This window comes from Mycoplasmoides gallisepticum, from assembly GCF_900476085.1.
Taxonomy (GTDB): Bacteria; Bacillota_I; Bacilli_A; order Mycoplasmatales; family Mycoplasmoidaceae; genus Mycoplasmoides; species Mycoplasmoides gallisepticum.
On the sequence record NZ_LS991952.1, the window covers coordinates 822,163 to 841,310 of the forward strand.

The 19,148-nt window shown below is 32.0% G+C and carries 24 protein-coding genes and 1 pseudogene; 3 read left to right on the forward strand and 22 right to left on the reverse strand.

Annotated elements, in window-relative coordinates:
* Positions 1 to 2: 2 nt before the first annotated feature.
* From gatC to rpsF, 8 genes are read right to left on the reverse strand one after another with little or no spacing between them, the layout of a single operon-like run.
* On the reverse strand, positions 3 to 1,379 hold the full coding sequence (gene gatC, locus D2833_RS03360; RefSeq protein WP_011113867.1) for an Asp-tRNA(Asn)/Glu-tRNA(Gln) amidotransferase subunit GatC: 1,377 nt from the start codon (positions 1,377 to 1,379) through the stop codon (positions 3 to 5).
* Between the two features lie 35 nt (positions 1,380 to 1,414).
* Positions 1,415 to 2,110, reverse strand: coding sequence for a uracil-DNA glycosylase (locus tag D2833_RS03365; RefSeq protein ID WP_011113868.1), 696 nt, complete (start codon positions 2,108 to 2,110; stop codon positions 1,415 to 1,417).
* 5 nt (positions 2,111 to 2,115) lie between these two features.
* The gene (locus D2833_RS03370) at positions 2,116 to 3,675 is read right to left on the reverse strand and encodes a hypothetical protein (protein ID WP_011113869.1); all 1,560 of its coding nucleotides are present in this window, start codon (positions 3,673 to 3,675) and stop codon (positions 2,116 to 2,118) included.
* A 2-nt stretch (positions 3,676 to 3,677) separates the two neighbouring features.
* Complete coding sequence (locus tag D2833_RS03375; protein ID WP_011113870.1) at positions 3,678 to 5,297, reverse strand: DnaB-like helicase C-terminal domain-containing protein; 1,620 nt, start codon at positions 5,295 to 5,297, stop codon at positions 3,678 to 3,680.
* Positions 5,298 to 5,300: 3 nt separating this feature from the next.
* Entirely contained in the window at positions 5,301 to 5,744 is a 444-nt protein-coding gene (rplI, locus tag D2833_RS03380) for a 50S ribosomal protein L9 (protein ID WP_011113871.1), read from the reverse strand.
* Between the two features lie 32 nt (positions 5,745 to 5,776).
* On the reverse strand, positions 5,777 to 6,103 hold the full coding sequence (rpsR, locus tag D2833_RS03385; protein WP_011113872.1) for a 30S ribosomal protein S18: 327 nt from the start codon (positions 6,101 to 6,103) through the stop codon (positions 5,777 to 5,779).
* A gap of 34 nt (positions 6,104 to 6,137) precedes the next feature.
* Positions 6,138 to 6,746: a single-stranded DNA-binding protein gene (locus D2833_RS03390; RefSeq protein ID WP_011113873.1), complete on the reverse strand. Its 609-nt coding sequence runs from the start codon at positions 6,744 to 6,746 to the stop codon at positions 6,138 to 6,140.
* Between the two features lie 11 nt (positions 6,747 to 6,757).
* Complete coding sequence (gene rpsF, locus D2833_RS03395; RefSeq protein WP_011113874.1) at positions 6,758 to 7,333, reverse strand: 30S ribosomal protein S6; 576 nt, start codon at positions 7,331 to 7,333, stop codon at positions 6,758 to 6,760.
* A gap of 182 nt (positions 7,334 to 7,515) precedes the next feature.
* Here rpsF and asnA point away from each other — a divergent pair, with 182 nt between their 5' ends.
* Positions 7,516 to 8,499: an aspartate--ammonia ligase gene (gene asnA, locus D2833_RS03400; protein ID WP_011113875.1), complete on the forward strand. Its 984-nt coding sequence runs from the start codon at positions 7,516 to 7,518 to the stop codon at positions 8,497 to 8,499.
* Here asnA and D2833_RS03405 read toward each other — a convergent pair.
* Positions 8,496 to 9,884 (reverse strand): nicotinate phosphoribosyltransferase, encoded by a 1,389-nt coding sequence (locus tag D2833_RS03405; RefSeq protein WP_011113876.1) that lies wholly within the window; start codon positions 9,882 to 9,884, stop codon positions 8,496 to 8,498. The genes asnA and D2833_RS03405 overlap by 4 nt on opposite strands.
* Positions 9,885 to 9,929: 45 nt before the next feature.
* Here D2833_RS03405 and D2833_RS03410 point away from each other — a divergent pair, with 45 nt between their 5' ends.
* Both D2833_RS03410 and D2833_RS03415 read left to right on the forward strand, forming a co-directional pair.
* Positions 9,930 to 10,778, forward strand: a complete 849-nt coding sequence (locus D2833_RS03410) for an alpha/beta fold hydrolase (RefSeq protein ID WP_231992412.1) — start codon at positions 9,930 to 9,932, stop codon at positions 10,776 to 10,778.
* Positions 10,759 to 11,127: an MG296/MPN423 family protein gene (locus D2833_RS03415; RefSeq protein ID WP_231992414.1), complete on the forward strand. Its 369-nt coding sequence runs from the start codon at positions 10,759 to 10,761 to the stop codon at positions 11,125 to 11,127. Before D2833_RS03410 ends, D2833_RS03415 begins: the two co-directional genes overlap by 20 nt.
* Here the strand turns inward: D2833_RS03415 and D2833_RS03420 are convergent.
* The 13 genes and pseudogenes from D2833_RS03420 to infA form a co-directional block, all read right to left on the reverse strand.
* A complete protein-coding gene (locus D2833_RS03420) occupies positions 11,113 to 11,985 on the reverse strand; it encodes a Cof-type HAD-IIB family hydrolase (protein ID WP_027333225.1) in 873 nt (290 codons plus the stop codon). The two genes, D2833_RS03415 and D2833_RS03420, sit on opposite strands and share 15 nt — an antisense overlap.
* 3 nt (positions 11,986 to 11,988) lie before the next feature.
* On the reverse strand, positions 11,989 to 12,966 hold the full coding sequence (pta, locus tag D2833_RS03425) for a phosphate acetyltransferase (RefSeq protein WP_027333224.1): 978 nt from the start codon (positions 12,964 to 12,966) through the stop codon (positions 11,989 to 11,991).
* 29 nt (positions 12,967 to 12,995) lie between these two features.
* Positions 12,996 to 13,820, reverse strand: a complete 825-nt coding sequence (gene ylqF / locus D2833_RS03430) for a ribosome biogenesis GTPase YlqF (protein ID WP_011113881.1) — start codon at positions 13,818 to 13,820, stop codon at positions 12,996 to 12,998.
* A 12-nt stretch (positions 13,821 to 13,832) separates the two neighbouring features.
* A complete protein-coding gene (locus D2833_RS03435; protein ID WP_014574761.1) occupies positions 13,833 to 15,119 on the reverse strand; it encodes a YitT family protein in 1,287 nt (428 codons plus the stop codon).
* 29 nt (positions 15,120 to 15,148) lie between these two features.
* Positions 15,149 to 15,517 carry a 50S ribosomal protein L19 gene (gene rplS / locus D2833_RS03440; RefSeq protein WP_011113883.1) on the reverse strand — a complete coding sequence of 123 codons (369 nt, stop codon included), beginning with the start codon at positions 15,515 to 15,517 and terminating at the stop codon, positions 15,149 to 15,151.
* Positions 15,518 to 15,521: 4 nt separating this feature from the next.
* Positions 15,522 to 16,226, reverse strand: a complete 705-nt coding sequence (gene trmD / locus D2833_RS03445; protein ID WP_014574762.1) for a tRNA (guanosine(37)-N1)-methyltransferase TrmD — start codon at positions 16,224 to 16,226, stop codon at positions 15,522 to 15,524.
* Positions 16,227 to 16,235: 9 nt separating this feature from the next.
* Positions 16,236 to 16,496, reverse strand: coding sequence for a 30S ribosomal protein S16 (gene rpsP, locus D2833_RS03450; protein ID WP_014574763.1), 261 nt, complete (start codon positions 16,494 to 16,496; stop codon positions 16,236 to 16,238).
* A gap of 170 nt (positions 16,497 to 16,666) precedes the next feature.
* A pseudogene (gene rplQ / locus D2833_RS03455) lies at positions 16,667 to 17,026 on the reverse strand (50S ribosomal protein L17); the annotation flags it as partial.
* An 8-nt stretch (positions 17,027 to 17,034) separates the two neighbouring features.
* A complete protein-coding gene (locus tag D2833_RS03460) occupies positions 17,035 to 18,012 on the reverse strand; it encodes a DNA-directed RNA polymerase subunit alpha (protein WP_011883401.1) in 978 nt (325 codons plus the stop codon).
* 17 nt (positions 18,013 to 18,029) lie between these two features.
* On the reverse strand, positions 18,030 to 18,395 hold the full coding sequence (rpsK, locus tag D2833_RS03465; protein WP_011113888.1) for a 30S ribosomal protein S11: 366 nt from the start codon (positions 18,393 to 18,395) through the stop codon (positions 18,030 to 18,032).
* Between the two features lie 9 nt (positions 18,396 to 18,404).
* Positions 18,405 to 18,779, reverse strand: a complete 375-nt coding sequence (rpsM, locus tag D2833_RS03470) for a 30S ribosomal protein S13 (protein WP_011113889.1) — start codon at positions 18,777 to 18,779, stop codon at positions 18,405 to 18,407.
* A 3-nt stretch (positions 18,780 to 18,782) separates the two neighbouring features.
* Entirely contained in the window at positions 18,783 to 18,896 is a 114-nt protein-coding gene (gene rpmJ, locus D2833_RS03475) for a 50S ribosomal protein L36 (RefSeq protein WP_117274108.1), read from the reverse strand.
* A gap of 13 nt (positions 18,897 to 18,909) precedes the next feature.
* Entirely contained in the window at positions 18,910 to 19,122 is a 213-nt protein-coding gene (gene infA / locus D2833_RS03480) for a translation initiation factor IF-1 (RefSeq protein WP_011113891.1), read from the reverse strand.
* Between the last annotated feature and the right edge of the window lie 26 nt (positions 19,123 to 19,148).

Below are 19,148 nucleotides of genomic sequence, written 5' to 3' on the forward strand. Positions count from 1 at the left end.
GTTTATACTTTCACGAAGTCTCCTAAAGTTTCCTTAGCGGTTTTTTGAGCGATCTTTTGATCAGCTTGATAAACGTCACGATCATCCCTTAACTTATTTGAACTATTCGAAATCGGATAGTTCATTGCTTTGACATTACTTGTATCAAGCTTTTCAATCTGCTTAAAGTTACTTAAAATATCTTCAAACTCAACTTGAAGTTTTTCTAGTTGTGCATCATCTAGTTCAAACATCACTAACCGTGATAGTTTTTTTAGATCGTCTTTATTGATTTTCATGTTGCCCCCTTCTTTTCTACTAGTTCAATGTTTAACAAATAATGGTGTATTAAGATCTTCAGTTAATTCATCCTCATAGTTATATTTCATGATTGGTTGGATGATCATAATTACGGGAAAGATCACGACGATATCAATCATGAATAATGCTGGATTAGCAATCAATCTGATTGAGATTCAAAACGCATAAGGTTGACCTGTAATCTCCTTATCAAAGATCGGTAAGAAGAATAAGTTAACCAACACCGCATTCACTCCAGCTAGTACAACTAATGAACTTAATGAAGAGTACCAATTTTGCTTAGCATCGATCGTAATAATATTCTTATGGTTGGAATGAATCTGGCGTTTGTGCACAAACCCACTTAATGAATAAGCATTATTAGGTGTGGTTAACTTATAGATTAAAAAAGTAATCCAGATAAATGCGATAATTCCGATCCCAAAACCTAGAATAATCCAAGTAAATACCACAGATGAGATCTTAGTTTGGCTCACCCCTGGGATTGATAGATCAAACCCACCATTTATTCTGATCTCAGGCATACTGGTAATTAAAAAGATCGTTAATAAAAAGCTAGCTATTACCAATAAACTTAAATAAACTGATAATGAGAAGTTGCGGTACTTCGAATATTTTGAAGTCGTAAGTAATGATCTAATCATTCCAGCTAACATCCCTGTTAGGATCGCAACTACGAAATATCCATAATGGAAAAATCCAGCTGATAGCGTTACGGCTAATAGATCAATAATGATCCCTGAGATCATCCCAATGATCGGTCCAAATAATAAACCTGAGATCTTAACTAAGATCGTTTCAATTGAAACTCTAGTCCCAGGATAAACCCTAAATAAGATTGAAGCTAAACCACCAGTTATCGCGCTAATTAATAAGATGATCGCTACTGCGATAGCAATTACCATCGCAATATTGGTCATACCGATTACTGAAAATCGGGGGATTGTGTAATAACGCTTTTTACGAAAGAGGTAGTAATACAGCTTCTTAGTTAAAGATAAAACAAGTACCAACCCAACAATGATTGCAAAAAGAACCATAGCAAACGAACTTGATGGTCGGATAAATGATTCTGTCATAACGCTTTTTTGTCTATTTGATATTATAAATTACATTATTTATTCTGCTTAACTCATTGTATGAGTTGTTCGTTCTTAGTTTTAAGCAGTTCGTTAATCAGATTAAAGTGGTTATTGTTAAAGAATTGTTTGGCACTAAAAAAGCTAGGATGAGCTGATTTTAGTACGTGTTTTAGTTGGTAAGGTTCTAAAAATCCTTGGGCTTTCTTTCCCCAAAGCACAAAGACTGGTTGAGTTTGGTTTTCTAACAACTTAAGAATCAAAAACTTGATTAATTCTTCCCAACCCAGATTTTGATCACTTAACGGATTTTGTTTTTTTACAGTTAAGATCGTGTTGATTAATAACACCCCTTGGTTAGCCCAGCTTTTTAACGAATAATCAAAATCATCAAGTTGTTGTTCATCTAACTTTAGGTTATTGATTAATTCCTTAATAATGTTTCTTAATGAGACAGGTGGATTATTATTATCAACCCCAAAAGCTAAGCCATTGGCTTTTTTAAGATCAGCATACGGATCTTGACCAATGATTACAACTTTAGTTTCTTGGTAATCAAAAAAGTTAAAGGCATTAAAAATTAACTCCTTTTTAGGAATTAATTCATTCTTTTCACTTCTATTTTTGATCAATTGATCTAATTGGTGATAAATTGTTTTGTGCGTAGCAAAAAATTGGTTAATTAGATCTTTCCAATTAGTTTGAATCTCACCAATAAGTTGTTCTAACATTAGGTTTAGTTAGTAGCTGGTGAAGTTGGCATTTCGTTATTAGTGCTACTAGCCATCTCACCGTTCATTTGACCATTCATATCACCAGTCATATTATTTGCCATACCAACGTTCATTTCGGTATTCATATCACTAGCTGGTGGAGTGGTTACCGCCTTAATCTCAGGATCATTATTAGGTACCACTAAATCGATCTTTGAATAGTTTTCAACTTGAGTCAACTTATTAAAATACCAATTATAATAAGTGGTTAAATTAGCACCAAACGCATTGTTATCAACAACGTCGTTTTGATTAATTATTCTAAAGTGAGTACTACTTAATAAATTAAAGAATAAACCAGTATTTTGACGGATATTACTAATCTGATTAGTTAGGGTATCTGTATTAACGTTTTCTGTGTTAGCATACTGATCAGCTGTCAAGATCTTAGATAGATCAACTAATTGGTTAGTTCATTCTTGTTTAAAACCAACTCTTTGATCTTTTAGATCACCCGATTGATAAACTAAATTATTCGGATTAGATAAGATTCCTAATGGAATAATACTATCAATCGCAGTTGGTCTAATTACATAATCAGCTGGATTAGTTGATTGGCTAGGGTTTGTTGTGTTGCTAGCTCTTTGTTCAACATTGTATCTCACAACCACACCAAGATCATTAAGTTTTAAATTAAATACTGGAGCAGTTAATTTGGTGTTGTAGATTGATTGAAATTTATTAGCTAACGCTTGGAATCTTACATCACTGGTTGATGTAATATAAGCATCCCTGGTTGGGGCAACATCACCATTTAATCCAACGATATAATAAGCAAATGAGATATTAATATTTGAAAGGACAAATAACTTCGTTAAGTAGTTTGAGGTATTTAATAAGTTATCAGTCATAATCTCATTTGCATTTAGTTGGTAATCAACATTGTAAGCTCTTGGATCATAAATCGCGCTTTTTGCACTTAATTCAGGGGTTAATTCCTTAAATTCAAACTTAAGATCAATCGGGGTAAAAATGTAATTATCTGTTTCATTACCAGTTAATAACCCGTTTGCCATCGATTCATAAAATGAACGAAGCACACCAGCTTGATTTGCTTCAGTTGGTAATAAATTAGTTGCTCAGTTATCTAATTTATTAACTTCTAGATAGTTATATAAGTTACTAGAATAATGGATAGCTGGTAAACTAATCGAGTTTAAAATCGATATGAAAGCTTGATTATAAAACAACTTAAATGTTAGATCGATTGAGCTATCATTGTTATTAACAAAGGTTGGGGTGTTATTACTATCATAAGATCCAACAGCATATGAGAAATTATTGAACAAGCTCTTTTGATTAGGGTTATTAGCTTGTTGGGTTGGTTGTCTGATTTCGTTTTGGTTCCAACCTAGATAAACAACTTCTTTAGCTGAAGTTTTGGGATTCTGTGGATCTTTTAAGATATCTAAAAACTTCGAATAAGTCATATTATTCCGTCTGAAAACAGCAGACGAACATGAACTTAATGCAACTGTACTAGCTAATACTAGCGTTGGAACTAATAGGATTTTTTTCTTCATTATTAATTTTGATCCTCTAAGAATTTAGAATGCTCTTTATCAAATACAAACTTAACTTGTCCAGTTGGCCCTGAACGGTTTTTAGCGATGTGCATGACCACATCGATTTTATTTTCCACTTCTTGGAAATCTTCTTCATTCTGTTTCTTATTTAATGTTGAAGAATGAATGAAGATAACGATATCAGCATCTTGTTCGATACTTCCACTTTCTCTTAAGTCTGATAAGATCGGAATTGAATCAGCGCCCTTGCGCTCTTCAATTCTTCTAGATAATTGCGCAAGCGCAATTACTGGAACATTATATTGTTTGGCAATTCGTTTTAAACTCCCAGAGATATAACCAATTGCTTCGTGTCGTGAACGGTTTTTACTACTATCTAAATCGTCTGTACTGATTAATTGTAAGTAGTCAACAACAATTAATCGAGGTAATTTTTTAATACTAGCTAAATAGTGTAAATCGTTATAAATTGTCTTAATTGATGTTTGGGGTGAAGAATTAATGAATAAAGGTAATTCTCTTAATTCATTAATTCCTTCAGCAAACTGCCTGTAGTTCTTTTGACGTTTAATATAAACTTCAAGCGCGTTTGATAATTTAAAACTAACAGTTGAATGCAAACTTCCCAACCGCGATAAGATCTCATCTGCATTCATTTCAATCGAATAGAACAAGCAGATCTCATCTTCTTTGTTAGTATCAAAATCTTCGTGATCAGCTTCTCTTTGAAGTTTCAAAGATTTTAATTCTTGAGCTAAATTGTATAAGATGTTGATTGCAAAAGCAGTTTTTCCACGTCCTGGACGTGCTGCTATTACTAATAAGTTTCCTGGCACCAAACCACTAAGATACTTATCTAAACCTGGATAACCGGTTGAATAAATATTATTATGTTTATTAATAACAAGGTTATTAATTTTTTCTAGAAAACTATCTGCAATCTTATCGATTGAATCTAGATCGGTTTGAATCGAACGATTAACGATCTCGTTAATCTGTTTTTCAAATTTAATTAATGGCATCAATGGGCCATTAAGATTTTTATTATCAAAATTAACTTCTTGAGTGAAGTCATAAGATAAATAAAATACCGATCTGAACTTGCTGTGTTCAACAAATGACTTTAAGTATTTTGCAAAGTTATCTGGACTGATATTTGAGTGTGCTCTGATATAAGAACACACTTCGTTTAATGAATCTAACTCTTTATTTTCTAAAGTGAAGTTTTCATTAATCCAAGATTGGATACTATCAATTGAACCATCAGTTTCACCTAGATATAGATCAGTAGTTAAACACTTAAAAATGTAACGATTAATCCCTGTAAAATCAGAACCATCTAAAATTCTTCTAGCCATCTCATAACCTTGAATTCGGTGTACAAGACAACTAAGAACTAGAAGTTCTAACCGGTAACATTTATAGAAAAATAGCTGATTTTTCTTATAAAGTTCGTTTTGAGCTGGATTAAAAGTAGCGATATTTTTACTATAAATATCGCTAAAGCTTTCAATCTCACTAGCAATAGCTAATTCTTCATCTTCTATAATGTCAGAATCATCATTACTGTCGTATTCAATTTCATCATCTAATGATTGGTTAAATTGATTGATCAACATGTATTATTGTGCTTTAGATACTTTCACTAAGATCGTTGCGTGAATCCCTTCAAAAATGTTGATTTTCACACGGTGTTCGCCAATATCTAGTTTCATTTTGCTATCAAGCATATCTTTAGTAACAAAAATGTGTTTTTTACTTAAATCATCAACGATCTGCTTGAAGCCAATTGTTCCAAACGCTTTATCTTCTTCGTTTGTACGAATATCATATTCTAAAACAACACCTTCAAGTTGTTTGGCTAAATTCTTAGCTTCTAAAGCTAATAAATCGTGTTGTTCATTGCGCTTAATAACTTTAAGATCTAAACGTTTTTGTCCTCTTTCAGTGTATGGTTCAGCTAATTTATTTTTAAATAAAAAGTTCTTTGCATAACCATTAGCTACATTAACTACACTATCGGCTTTACCTAAGCTAGGTACATCTTTAAGTAAGATAACTTTCATACTATATCACCTCGTAGTTTTATTTTATAAAATTAATCTTTAACAAAAGGAAGTAAAGCCATAATTCTAGCTTTTTTGATCGCGTTAGAAACGTGTCTTTGGTGTAAGTTACAGTTTCCTGATTGACGTCTTGAAACGATCTTAGCATAAGAGTTTAAGTTCTTTCTTAAAGTGTTAACGTCTTTGTAATCAACTTTTAAGATCCCTTTAGCACAGAAGTGGCAAAGTTTTCTTGAACGACTCTTGTAAAAAGTTTTTCTTTTAGCTCCTTCAACAGAAGACTTAGCACTAGCTTTTGCAACTTCTTTCTTGTCGTCGCTACTAATATTATTTGCTGGTTGTTTTGTAATATCACTCATGGTGTCTTATCCTTAAAAAATGTCTTGATAATATTTATTTATTTTCGTTCATCCAAGTATCCATATCAATCGTCATATCATCATCGTCTAATAGACTGTGATCTGGTTGGAAATTTGATGGTGTACTGAATTTGGCAAAATCTTTTGGTTCGATTTTTTGAATATCTTCAATATCGTAGTTTTCACGATAGCCTTTAATTTCAGTAGTTGCAGGTGGATCAAATGAGTCATCATTAGAGTAAGCGTTGTTGTAATTACTATAAGAAGGCGTGCTCATTCGGTTAAATCTGTTTTCTTTAGGTAATGATCTATATCCCGATTTATTGAATGATAAAGGGATCTTTCTGATTCGTTCAGTTACGATTGATAATCGTAAATATTCACGACCGTTTTGACTTACTTGTAATTCAGATTTAAGGTATCCTTCGATTGAAACTAAATCACCTTTTTCTAAACCATTTAATGCATAATCAGCGTTTTTGTTTCAGACATTAATGCTGAAATGATATGGTTCTTTTGGATACATTTGTTGTGAAAAATCTGCTTGATGGATTATTAACTTTAATTCACAACCATAGTTGTCACGATAATCAATCCTAGAAGGATTATCAGTTAATATTCCAATGAGAATTACTTTATTCATTGCTCTTTACTCTAAGCTTGTTTTTCTACTTTTTGCTTATTTTCTGATGATTTATTAGGAGTAGGTTTTCTTGTTAAATTAACTTTTCTAAGAACTGGAATCTTTTGTTCTGGTAAATCCTCACCAAATTTTTCTCTTAACATTCAAACTTCTTTAGCTCCAGCTTTTTCAACTCTAGAGTTACGTTTACTTCCTTTAATTTGGAAGTAACCGTTCTCTTGAACTTGTTTCATGATGTCGTTGTATCTTGCTTGTTTTTGTTTAGCAAGTGCAACTTTCTTTGCATTTTGGCTAGCTCTATAACCAAATTCTTTTTCAGTGTTAAGAATTAATATTCTTAAAACGTCAGTTCTAATACTAGCTAAACGTTTGTATTCATGAACTGACTTACCATCGCTAGTTAAAAATAAATTAAAGTAATGAGCTGTTACTTCTTTTTTAATAGGGTACTCTAAAGTTTTTTGCCCTAAATATTCTTCTGTAATTTCAGTTTTACCAAACACTGCTTTTAATTCATCATTTACAGCTTGTGCTTGATTTTGGTTAAGCTGACCGCTTACCATTAGCATAATTTCATATTTTGCCATTTGTTATTTTAATCCTTGGGTATGAAAATTTTGACTTATTTATTTTCTGATTAATTAATTAAATTTTAATTACATTAGACAAAGCAAATATGTCTTGTATATTTTACCATCTTTATGTAATTTTAGAGATAGTAAAAATTTTTTATAAAATTATTTAAACCTTTAAATAATAAAGATTAATTATGAAAAAATTAACATTGCTAGAAACAGAATTAGCCATTAAATATATTAAGGATCTGTTTCAAAACGCTTTATCAAAAGAACTAAATTTACTAAGAGTGAGCGCTCCTTTGATTATCGCTCCTGACTCAGGGTTAAATGACAACCTTAATGGTTGAGAAGCTCCGGTTTCATTTAAATCAAAAACTAATGGTGTTAGTTCGCAAGTTGTTCAATCTTTAGCAAAATGAAAAAGATATTCAATTGCTAGATATGAAATTCCTCTATATCAAGGTTTATACACTGATATGAACGCAATCAGAATGGATGAAACTCTTGATGCTACACACTCAATGTACGTGGATCAATGAGATTGAGAATTAAGAATCAGTGAAAATGATCGTAACGTCGAGTTTTTAAAGAACACTGTTAATAAAATTTACAAAGTTCTTAAAGAAGCACAACTAAAAGTTAACGAAAAATACGGTATTTTTGAACAAAAAGACTTGTTACCTGAACATATTCACTTTGTAACTACTCAAGAATTATTAGATCAATATCCTGATAAAAATCCATCTGAAAGAGAACAACTTGTATGTGAGAAATACAAAGCAGTGTTTGTAATGCAAGTAGGTAAAAAACTATCTAACAATCAAGTACATGACGGTAGATCTCCAGACTATGACGACTGATCACTAAATGGTGATATTATGGTTTACAACCCTAGATCTAAAAAAGCATTAGAATTATCATCAATGGGAATTCGCGTAAATAAAGAAGTTTTACTTAAACAATTAGAAGAATCTAAACAAAATGAGCGTTTAGAACTAATGTTCCACAAGAAATTAGTTAATGGTGAATTGCATCAAACTATTGGCGGTGGAATCGGCCAATCAAGATTATGTTACTTCTTGTTACAAAAAGATCATATTGGTGAAGTACAAGCTTCGCACTGAAGTGATGAAATTGTTGTTGAAGCTAAAGCAAAAGGGATTAAGTTACTTTAATAGATTCTAACTAAATCTTCGCTAAAGAATCGTCCAGTTAAAGACTCCTTGGACTGATCAGTCTTTGGGGTTTTTTTAATATTAAATCACTCAAATTTACCGTCGATTTCTTTTTCTATGGCTGTTAACTTGATAACAAATCCTAGCGTATCTCTAGTTGATGCTTGGTATGTAGTAGCACCTACACCAAAAACAATGTTGTTAGACGCATATTTTTGTCTTTCTAATTCAGCTAAAATCATTTCACTTCTTGTTAAAGTTATGGCATCACCATATATGATTCCCACTTTTTTATTAAGTTCTTTATAACCCTTAGAGTTAACAGTGCTACCAAAGTGATGATCTAAATAATGGATTGTTCCTCAAGTCGATTTATCTTCAGGATTGTAGTTTTTTCCACAAATAACTTCAATAGGATCACCACTATCAGGTCTTACAACTAATTTTCCGTTTCTAGAAAGGATTTTATCCTTAAATCTTGGCAAAATGTTGTCTAAGACATTTCAAATATCCCAAGAGTCAATAACTAAAGATAAAATTCCTTCTTTGAATTGATTTAATAATCGTTCATAAGTTTCAGCTTCATGATCTTGTCCATCAGCACACATAACACTGTGTTCAGAAGCAATAACTGATACCGCGTTATTTCCACCTAAAATTGAGTCACTTCCATCAAAATATTGAAGGTGCGCATTTGCTGAATAGATTGCTGACTTAAATGAGCTCATTCCTCGCATAGAAAAATCATGACATTGGTATTTTAAAAACTCATTAGAATCGGTGGTTTTTACCGCATATTTAGCACATAAATCATAAAATTCTCGTGCAATTGTTAATGATGTTTGATATTGTCAAATATTTTGTAAAAGTATGGTTTCAAAATAGTTAATTAATCAAACGTATTTTTTATCAATTCCTTCTTCACCATAAATAGTTAATAAAGGTTCATTGAATTTAATGTATTGATCAGATTTTCTAACTGAAATAACTAATGGTAATCTATCGTGCTCAATAGCATATTCAGCCATATCTATTAATGCATTGGTAAAATCTTCACTAAATTCTTTATTACCAAATACAGAAAATAGTTTGTTTCTGACCAAATTTTTAATTTCACCGTCTTTTTCATTATGTAATTCAATTAATGAATAAACAAAACGATCCATGATATCGCATACAACTTTAGTTGTTAAATCAGAGTTTCATGCATGAGTTGTAATATTTTTTAGTGATGTTTTTCTTGCTGTTAGTGTTGAGAATAGATTAGTAGTATTTTTTGGGTACATTAATCTATGACACAATTTATAAGCATCAACCGGAATTAGGTTGATTAAATGCTCATTAATTTCATCAGAAACCAACACGCGTTTTTCGTGCTTCGACATATCAATTTTTATCTGCTATTATATATTATAATAAGTTTGATTTTTATGAACAAAACGATCAAAGGTGTCGATCTTAATCATTTGAAGGTCATCAAAAAAAGCAACAAAAATGCCGAAGTTGATTTGATTTTTTGTCATGGAATTGCTACTGAACCTGGATTACATTACAAAATCATTAAACAGATAAAAAATGTTAATCACTATGACTTAGGTTTTCCTGCTCATTATAAGACTGAAGAAAAATTTAAGTACAAACATTTAAACATTCAGTATTTTGCCAAATTATTAGTTATTTTTCTTCGTGAAAACCCTGATTTAAAAAATATCGTATTAGCAGGACACTCTATGGGGTGTGCTGTTATTATGATTGCTCTTAATCTCATGAATAAAGAAGAGCGCAACAGAATTAAGCAGATTCTTTTAGGCGCTCCACTCACAATAAATACCATTTTTACCGCATGAAACTTCACAAAATACTTTACTGCTGACGCACATAAAGCGGATGAAAAAGTGATTAAAAAATTCTTTAAAGATCTCTTTTATGATTACCAAAAATTCGTTGAAGATTTTGATAAATGATTTAGCTTAGAGTTCTATAAAAAAACTCAAAATGACCAAAAAAAATTGGCCTTATCAATCATGAGTCCAATCTCAGTTAAAAACATTTTGAAATCATACCATTCTTTTAAAGAATATGAAAAAGTAACAATAATTACTGCTGATAAAGATACCCTAGTCCCTTTTACGATAATCAGATCTTATATCAAACGCTACTTAAAAGGTGCTAGACACATCGAAATCAAAAAGGCAGGTCATGCCTTTATCCTTGAACACAAAAAAGAATACATTGAAATCCTAAAAGGAATTATTGAAAGTGCAAAAGAAGTTAAATAGATACATCACTAATCTAAAAGAGATCCTATCTGAAATCAATTTAGAAAAACTAATTAATAACTATAACCTAATCTTTGAAAACTCAACCCATACAAGAATCATGTATGATGATGATGATTATGAAGAAATTGATTTCTTTGAAAAAAGCATTGAAGGTGAGCTTAATTACGTTAAGAATAAACTAATCCAAGAAGTCAATGATCATATTGAAGATCTCTTAAAAACTAAGTATGATGACGATAAAAAATTAGCGATATTGCACGATCAATTTTACAATTTGACTCAAGCAATAGCGCTAACTAAAAATATCAGTATTAAGCGGTTAAATAAGTTATTAGAGAGCGAATAATTCGATCGCATCAGCAACTACATCTGATGCTTTAACATCAAGAACATTAGTTGCATTATTTTGCACTTCTCTGTGCGATGATTCTAAAGTAACACTTACTCCGGTAACTTTAAACATCGGGATATCATTAAATGAATCACCGATACTAAGTGTTTTAGCTAGATCTTTTTTTAGAATCTTATTTAGTTCTAAGACTGCATTTCCTTTGTTGCAATCTGCTGAATTTAATTCGAACGACATTGGTGAAACCACAACACAGTCATTTGTATCAATCTTAGTTAATTTAATGAACTTAGCTAAGTAATCAGTGATATCTTCAGTCATCGAACTTCTGTTGTAAAAGAAGATCAATTTAATTAGATCATCACGTTCGTTTAAATCATCAATGTAAATATAATTATTTGATGAGAACGAACCTTCATAAAACGTTAGTTCTTTTAGAAGACTTTCGTTAGGTTTTTTATTAGGATCATAAAGATAGATGTTGTTATTAATATCATAAGAAAATAACAAGAAATCTTGTGTCATCTCTTTGAATGCATCAACATGTTTCATCACAGCTGTTTTAACTTTTTTAGTTAAATAGCTGTTTTGAATGATCTTTTCTTCTTCAATATCATAGATCACTGCTCCATTACAAGCAATGATATAACGAACCATTCCACTAAGATTATATGTCTTAATTAAATTAACTACATCTGATTGTTTACGTCCAGTAGCAATCGTAAAAGTAATATCACGAGAAGCTAATTTTTCAATCGCATGGATAGCTGCTGGTTCAACGATGTGTTGATTATTTTCATAACGAATAAGCGTACCGTCTAGGTCGCTGATTACTCATTCTATATTGTTTCTCATATTTTATGCTACAGCTTGGCAAGCAGTAATGATAGCAACTGAGTAAATTTCGTGAGCATTAGCACCACGACTTAGATCGTTTACAGGTTTAGCTAAACCAGTAAGTACTGGACCGATTGCGTCATAGCCACCTAAGCGTTGAGCAATCTTGTAACCAATGTTCCCAGCATCAATATTAGGGAAGATGAATACATTAGCACCTTTTTCTCAGTCTAATTTAGGCGCTTTTTGTTTTCTTACTTCTTCAACATAAGCCGCATCAAATTGCATAGGACCACAGATTGAAGCTAATTTACCCACGTCAGATTCTTCTACTAATTTAGTTACTGCTTTAACTTTATCAACAGATTCACCTACACCTGAGTTAAGGGTTGAATAGCTTAACATTGCTAAATTGATCTTTTCAATTTGTAAAACATCTTTAGCAAACTTAATTGTTGATTTAGTAATCTCAGCTAACTCTTCAGCTGTTGGATATACATTAATTGCACAGTCAGCAAAAACTAAACGTTCTTGGTTTTTTTCAAGAACCATTACTGAAGAAACAATTTTAGCAGTTTCTGAAGTCTTAATAATTTGTAAAGCTGGTTTTAGTGTCTCTTTAGTTGTGTATTCCTTACCACATACTTCACCATCAACTTCATCAAGTTTTACTAATAAAGAAGCTAACACATTAGGCTTTTGCACTTCTTGTTGAGCTACTTCTAGTGTCATTCCCTTCTTTTCACGTAATTTAAATAAGTATGTCGCATACTTAGATAAATCCATTTTTTCAATTACGTAACGTTTGATTCTCGGATCAAAATCAGCTGGAATTTCGTCCATTGTTCTAAACATTAAAACTGGTTTAACCAATTTTTCTGCAACTAGTTGTTTAGCAGCTTCTTGTACGCAAGCATTTCATCCTTCTACTAAAAGGATCTGAGGAACTTTTTTAGAATTCTTGATCTTATTTTTTAATTCTTCTATTAATGTACTCATATTTTCACCATTGATAATTTATAAAAAAATTAATTTTTTTCGTAATTTACTTTAGCTATTTTAGCTAACGAGATATCTTGATAAAAATTCATGTAAGTAGCGTTTAAATCTATCGCGTTATTCTTATTTAAAAAACCCTTCTTATGAGCATATTGTTCAATGAACTCATGAAATTGTTCGGGTATTATCTCTTGCTTAGCTCACTCAAGAAGTTGGTTATGATAATATTGGTTTAAATAGCTATAAGCAAAGCTTAAAACTTCTTGCATCGGGATCACTTCAAGGTTTATCACGTTTAATAAACTTAGTTTAGCGCCTAAGATAAAATCATCAATTCTCTTATACAACACCCCGGGGGTGTCGTATAAGGTGAAGTTTTTATTTAACTTAACAAAAGTTTGACGTTTTGTTACCCCAGCTTTGTTTTCTACCTTATTATGGTTCTTTTTAATTAACTTGTTAATTAAAGATGATTTACCAATATTGGGTAAACCAATCACCATAATGTTGAAATGAGGTGTAACAAGACCCTTAGCTTGCAATCTCTTGATCTTGTCACTTAAGATCTGATGCAATTTATTTAATAAAAAATTACTAAACTGATGATCTCTAATGTTGGTAACGATCGTCTCTGGATCATACTGATAACTTAAATCAGCTAAATCTGATTTAAGTGCAACATTAATAATCTTTTTTTGTTTAAAAATCTCTAATAAATCGGGATTAGAGGTTAAATTAATTGCCCTAGCATCTAAGACTTGGATCACTAAATCAATATGTTTTTTGATCTTATTGATATCATCCAAAGTCTTTTTCATATGACCTGGGAATCAATTAATTTTGGAATGGTTCATTCTAGTTATTAATTATTCTTCAGTAATATAGATATAACCATCAATTCCCTTGATCTGACTGATCGTAATGAAACAGTCCTTATCAACTGATCTAATTAACCGAATAATTCTTGGGATCTCAACGAACAATGTTGTTGTTGTAATCATCTCACGTTCAGTTCTTTTAAATCCACCAGTGATCTTAGAGATTGACATTGTGTGAGAGTGGTGATCAGATAATAAGGTTTGTCTGATCTTTTCACAGTCTGCTGAGTAGATTTCTACTTTAGCCATCTTATATCTTGGGAACAAGGCATCTAAGAAAGCAGAGACCACTATCGCTGAAACGATTGAACCAATGAAGTTAGGTGAGAATAATAATGAAACGTTTCAAGATAGATCCTTGAAATGAATATTAGAATTTGGGATCATGATCTCTTGAGGGATCTCATTTAAAACAACTGAAGCTGGAACGTATGAACCGATCGTAACTGAAACTAATAAGGTGATAATGTTCGTATAAAAAATGATTGAAGCAATCGATCGACGTTTAGTTTTAGCCACATATTGAGAGATAAAATCCATCCCTCCAGTTGAAGCACCGATTACGAATAAAACTGTGTAAACTAATGAAGATAATGCCCCAGCTATACTTGCATATAAGAATAATGAGATAATCTTATTTACTTCGCTGTTATTTTCCCAAATTAATGGAATATAAGCAATCTTTTGAGCTAGATCAGTAAACTTACCATCTGGGGTAAAAAAGAGGTTATAGATCTGTGGATCACTATCCTTAAATCTGGTTACTTCATAGATAATTGTGCTATTTTCAGTCGTATTGATCGTAAATAAACCGATATTTTGCACTCCAGGAATCAACCCGATTAAAAACCCAACGACATTAGCCATTACAACATAAACTGTTGTTAAGATTGAAAACCGTTTACCGACTTTGATATATGCAAAAATGATCAAAGGAATGTTGATCACAATATACAAGATCCAAAAGGTCAGATCAAAGATCAGTGTTTTTGGTAAATGAGCAGGTAAGAAAACAAAAAGCGTTCTTGCTAACCCTTGGGTTATCGAAGAGACGCCTAAATTATACAAACCTGAGTTACGAATGAAAAATAAACTGATGGCACCTTGAATTACTGAAATTACAGCAATTAAAGCGATGCGGATTCACATCTTTTTTGGGCCATATAAACCAACAAAAATTAATAATGAAGTACGTAGCTTGGTTCTTGTTACCGTGATTTCATTAAGTGATTTACTAAACTTTGCTAGTTTATCTTTTGAGTTTCTTAAGGACATAAAATAACTCTGATTAAATTAAAAGTTAACTACTTAGTATTAACAACTTTTTCTTTAATACGAGCAGATTTACCTGAACGTTCTCTCATATAAGAGATGTACGCTCTTCTAACTTTACCCTTACGTTTAAGTTCGATCTCAATGTTAGGGTTGTGAACGTGGAAGTTCTTTTCAACACCCACACCACTAGATTCTTTTCGCACGATAAAAGTTTCAGATAATCCTGAACCTTTTCTTCTTAAAACTAAACCATCGAACTTTTGAATTCTGGTTCTTTTTTCATCAGCGATCTTAATTGATACTGAAACTGTGTCACCCACTTGGAAGTTAGGTACAGATTTTTTTAATTGTAGGTTATTAACGTGGTTAATAATATTTTGTTTGTTTAACTTATTCATAATTCTACTTAAGGTTTGATTTGTATTTTAGATACAGATCTGGTCGTTTCATCTTTGTGTTATTAATTGCTTCTTGTTGATTGAATGCTGCAATCGCTTGGTGATTGCCACTTAATAAAACATCAGGAACTTTATAACCTTCAAAATCGTAAGGTTTAGTGTACATTGGGTAATCTAAGAGGTAATTATTAAACGATTCGTTTGATAAACTATCCTTATTAATTACATTAGGTAACAACCTAACGATGCTATCCACCACAATTAGTGCAGCTAATTCTCCGCCAGTAATCACGAAATCACCAACAGAAAGCGCACCATCAACATAGTGATAAATGCGTTCGTCAAACCCTTCGTACCGTCCTGCAATCAAAATTAGATCATGATCTGATTGGGATAAAGCAACTGCTTTATTCTGATCATACACTTCACCTTGAGGTGATAGTAGATAAGTTCTAATTTTGTTGGGGTCTTTAAATTGGTTTTGTTTGATATCTCTTAAACAGTTAACTAATGGTTCTAGTTTTAATAGCATTCCAGCAGATCCACCATAGATCGTATCGTCTACAGTTTTATGCTTATCATTAGCATACTGTCTAAAATTAATTACTTCTAGTTCAACAGCTTTTTTATCCAAAGCGTTTCTGATAATCGAAAAATCATAATAAGATCTGACAAAATCATCAAATAACGTGAGTACAACAATTTTCATTTACTAATACTAAGCTTTTTTTGAAGCTGCGTATTGTTTTCAGATCCCTTCTTTAGAAAGAATTGATTTAACTGTATCAGTTGGTTGGGCACCTTTTTTTAATCATTCGATTGCTAGTGCACCGTTTAGTTTGTTAGCGCCATTAATTGGGTCGATATGACCGATTAATTCGATATAACTTCCGTCTCTTTTAACTCTAGAGTCAACCACTACCATACGATATGACGGTAACTTGTGTCGACCTAGACGCATTAATCTAATTTTTACCAAGTTATTTGTCCTTAAATTTTTCTAACTGAAATATTATAACATATCGTTAAGTAAAATTACTTAACTGATTGTTCAGTGCCAGCAGCTGGTTTAGTTGATTTAACTTCAACTTTTGGTGTTGATGTTTTTTCTACTTTTTTAGCTTTTTTAACAGCAAATTTTGGTACTTTGTCAACAAATTGTAAAATTGCCATTTCAGTAGCATCACCCATTCTAGCACCTAATTTAATTACTCTAGTATAACCACCATGACGGTCTTTAAATACTGGAGCCACTTTGCTAAATAAGTGAGCTACTAACTGATCAGCTGTACCCACTTGGGTGTTTAAAAGTTGGGCTTTAGCTCTTCTTTTGTTAACAATTGTGTTATCCTTAGCACTTGTAATTAATTTTTCTAAGTGTTTTTGGGTTTCTTTTGCTTTAGTTAAAGTTGTTATGATTTCGTTATAACTTAAGCAATCACTAAGTTGTTGACGAATGATCATCAAACGAGTTGATGTAGTTTTCCCTTTTTTATTAACGTATGACATAGCTTTAATTAGTTATTCTTAAGTTTTAAATCGTACAGTTCGCTTAGTTTCTTATTAATTTCACGAACAGACTTCTTTCCTAGATTACGAATATTTTCAATTTCAGATTTTGAACGAGTAACTAGCTCTTCAACTGTTTGAATCCCATGTCTTTTTAAACAATTATAAGAACGAACAGTTAGATCAAGTTGTTCAATTGGAATTGATAATTTCTTGTTTTTTTCTTCAACATTTTTTTCATTCAACACTTGGATATCGTGCAATGATTTATTAATGTCGATTAATGGTTTTAAGTGGTCAGATAAAATCTTAGAAGCAATTGCGATTGCATCACCTGATTTAATCAGACCATTAGTTCCCACTTCAATGATTAATTTATCAGTAATTACATCTGAAGTTTCTTCTTCAACGTGATAACCAACTTTAATAATCGGATTAAAGTTTGAATCGATCGGAATGATTGATAATGAACCGATCTCTGAACGGTTTTCAGCTGCAGTTTTAAACCCACGACCTCTAGTTGCATAAATATCGATCGCAACTTCAGCATCTTCAGACAACGTACAGATTTCTAAATCTTTATTGAAAACTTCAAAACCTAATGGACACTCAATATCACCAGCTTTAATGATTCCTGCTTTGTTAGCACGAATCGTCATTACAGGTCATTTTTCAATTGGTGTCTCTGATAATGTTTCATCTGTGATCATATTATCACTAATCCAAACAACTAGGTTTTTAATATTTAAGATGATCTGAGTTACGTCTTCTTTAACACCAGGAATAAACCCGAATTCGTGTGAGATGCCTTTGATCTTTAAAGCAAACACTGACGAACCAGGAAGATGACTTAACATTACTCTTCTAAGTGCATTACCTAGGGTGATTCCAAACCCTTTTTCTAATGGTTTAACGATGTATTTACCATAGTTCTTGTCGTTATCTTCTTTAATAACGTTAATGTTGTATCGCAAAAATTGTTGCATGTATTGCTCCTGGAAAATTAACGAGGTTTTTTGGGAGGACGACAACCGTTATGTGGAATCGGTGTTACATCGTGAATTTCAGTAATAGTTAAACCACAAGCAGCTAATGATCTGATTGCAGTTTCCTTACCACGACCAACACCATTAACATAAATCTTAATCGTTGATAATCCCATTGCCATAGCTTCTTTAGCAGCTTTTTCAGCAGCTACGCCAGCTGAGTAAGGTGTTTTTTTCTTAGCACCTTTATACCCAATTGCTCCTGAAGATGATCAAGTTATAGCATTACCATTTATGTCGGTAATTGTGATAATTGAGTTGTTTGAAGTTGCATGAATGTGTGCAATACCATTGCTGGCAACTGTTTTTTTCTTCTTAGCCATATTTTCTTATTACTTACTTTCAATTTTCTTGTTAGCAACGGTTTTTCTTGGACCCTTACGAGTTCTTGCGTTTGATTTAGTTCTTTGACCTCTTACAGGTAAACCTCTTCTGTGACGTAAACCAGCATATGAACCTACTTCCATTAAACGTTTAATGTTTAATGCAACATCACGTCTTAAGTCACCTTCAAGCACGTAAGTACTAGCAACTGAACGAATTAAAGCTAATTCTTCATCGCTTAAGTCTTTTACTCTTTTGTTGAAGTCAATCTTTGCTTTTCTTAAAATTTCTTGAGCACGAGGCTTGCCAATTCCATAAATGTAGGTTAATGAAATTTCAACGCGCTTATTATTTGGGATGTCAATACCTAAAATACGAGCCATATTCTATCCTTGTCTTTGATTGTGCTTAGGGGTTTTGCAGATAACTCTTACAACCCTTTGGCGTCTAATAACTTTGCAATCTTTGCAAATTGGTTTTACTGATGATCTTACTTTCATTGTTTATTGTTGATTAATGACGATAAATAATTCGCCCTTTTGTTAGATCATAAGGGCTGAATTCTACTTCCACACTATCACCAGGTAAGATGCGGATCTTGTGCATCCGAATCTTTCCTGATACGTGTGCTTCAATTAAAAGATTATTTTCTAGCAATACTTTAAATTTATCACCTTTAATAATCTCTTTCACAACACCTTTAATACTGAGGTTTGTTTCTTTCATCTATAGTTTTTGTTTAATTATCCTTA